Source organism: bacterium, from assembly GCA_024226335.1.
Taxonomy (GTDB): Bacteria; Myxococcota_A; UBA9160; order SZUA-336; family SZUA-336; genus JAAELY01.
On sequence record JAAELY010000463.1, the window covers coordinates 1 to 2,033 of the forward strand.

The window sequence follows — 2,033 nt, forward strand, 5'->3', positions numbered from 1 at the left end:
CCATTCGGATACAGCCCATCGAGCAGCAGGAGGATCCGCAACCGCGGGAAACGCTGCTTGAGCCGCGCAGTCAAACGCTCGAAGGCTTTCTGCTCGCAGTCCTGCGTGTCGGTGGAGTCATCGCCCTGGCTATGGACCAGGAACTCGCTCATCAGCGGAATCACCATGCCGTTGGCGAATGCCAGGCAGGACTCCAGAACATAGACGTAGTACTGCGCCTTCTTCTTCTCCCCCGTACCCACGCTGCGCTCCAGCGCCTGGTCGCTGAAAGCCCACTCGCGCATCCACTTCTGGGTGCCGTCGATGGCGATCGGATAGTGCCCACCGATCAGGTAGCGGCGGAATGTCTTCTTACGGATCAAGCGCTCGACCAGCTCCAGATGGGCGGACTCGAACTCGTCGGGCTCTATGCGCCTGAGCAGGCGGTAGAGCGTATCGTGGTGGGGGATCTCTTCGAGATCAGGGATCAGAAGCCTCAGGTTGGCCTGGAACGTCGGCATCGTCATTTTGCGGTTGGCTTCGCGCCGCGAGGCCATCTGAAAGACGAAGCTCAGCATGCCGTAGAGCAACACCATCGTCAGCTTGTGGCGAGTCTTCTTCGGCACTCGAGGATCGGGAATACGCGACAGGCGGCGCAGAAGCAACGGCAGCTGCAAGCGTAGGATCTGGAAGTAACTCCCTGTGGCTTCCTGGCGCGCCTGCTGCTCTTCTTCCGGGGTGCGCAACGGGCTCTTGCAGTTGGCGAGCGTGGCCGTCGGCCGGGCGTTGAGGCCCGCGGCCCGCTGCTGCTCGCGCAGTTTCTTCTGAGCCTCGGTGCGCGCCTTGCGCGCTTCCCGTGCTGGCCGTCGTGAGGGCTTACCCATCGTCTTGCCTTGGTGCCCTATGCTGCTCACACAGCTGGGCACGGAAGTCCCGCACCAGAGGCCGAGCCAAGACACGCTTCGGCGTGCTGGTGTAGCGCCGGCCTGGGCGCCTTCGGCCTTCGCCGCTGCTCAGCCCCAGTTCGACCCAACCCGCCGCTCGGTAGCAGGTGCCGCGGTAACGCTGCGGATCGACGAAGGTCTCCAGCAGAACCGGCTGGTAGCCCCACAGGTGCTGCCAGTCGCTACGCACCCGACGCGCCACTTTGCCCAGCACGTGGCTCGCCAGGTGCGGGACCCGAATCCACGGGAAGATCAGAAAACGCGTGTTGTTGACCACATACGGCAGCTGGCGCAGACGCTGGCCCACACCCCAACCGATCCAGCGATCTCGACAGGCCACAGAGTGTGCCGCACCGGCCAACAGTACGCAGCCCACAAGACCCTGCTCAGACCTCACGAAGTAGCGCGCCGTGCAGCCAAACGGACGGCGAAAACCCAAGTAGTGGTAGCGATCCACGTACTCGTTCCACAGACGCGTCCGCGCACGGCCGTGCACCACCTCCAAGCTCACCTTGCCCAACTCCCCGAGCCGAGCCTCCAAGGGAGCCTCAGGCTCCGTCTCGCAGCTGAAGACCCGGCGGACTTCGCTTCTCGGCGACGTCCGGTACGCCCGCTTCGCCGGCAGCTGGACTCGGCCCTGCTTCTCCAGCTTCTCCAACAGCTTCTGGCAAGCATCCAGCTTCGCCTGGCCCGTTGCCGTGTGCCACTTCAGATGCTCACACAGCGTCTGTGCAAGCTCCGTGCGCGACAAACCAGGGAAGATCTCCACGGTCCAGCAGATCTGCTCCAGCTCTTCCGGCTTAAAGATCCGGCCGCTTTGCGCTAGCGCGACCAAGCGATGAGGGGCTTCGGGCATCGACTCCGGACTCCTCGGGGGAGAACCATCCAACCCCACTCTGCCACAGAGCGCAAATCCTGTCTACCCCCTTTGTGCGAAAAACTTTCTCGCTGATTGCCCGGAGCTCAGACTGGGTGCGGGGCCAGCGTCTTGTGCGTCAGCGCTGCCCCTGCCTGCTGTTCGTCTCCAATCGTCCTGCCGACCCGGAGCGGGAGTACGACCTGTTCATCTCCTTCCTGAGCCCGGACGGGTAACTGCCGTCGGGAGCGACG

At 63.8% G+C, this 2,033-nt stretch carries 2 protein-coding genes; both read right to left on the reverse strand.

From position 1 onward, the window contains the following. On the reverse strand, positions 1-863 hold an 863-nt coding region (locus tag GY725_22200; GenBank protein ID MCP4006901.1), incomplete at its 3' end, for a transposase family protein. Continuing rightward, positions 856-1,779, reverse strand: a complete 924-nt coding sequence (locus GY725_22205) for a DUF4338 domain-containing protein (protein MCP4006902.1) — start codon at positions 1,777-1,779, stop codon at positions 856-858. The genes GY725_22205 and GY725_22200, both read right to left, overlap by 8 nt. Between the last annotated feature and the right edge of the window lie 254 nt (positions 1,780-2,033).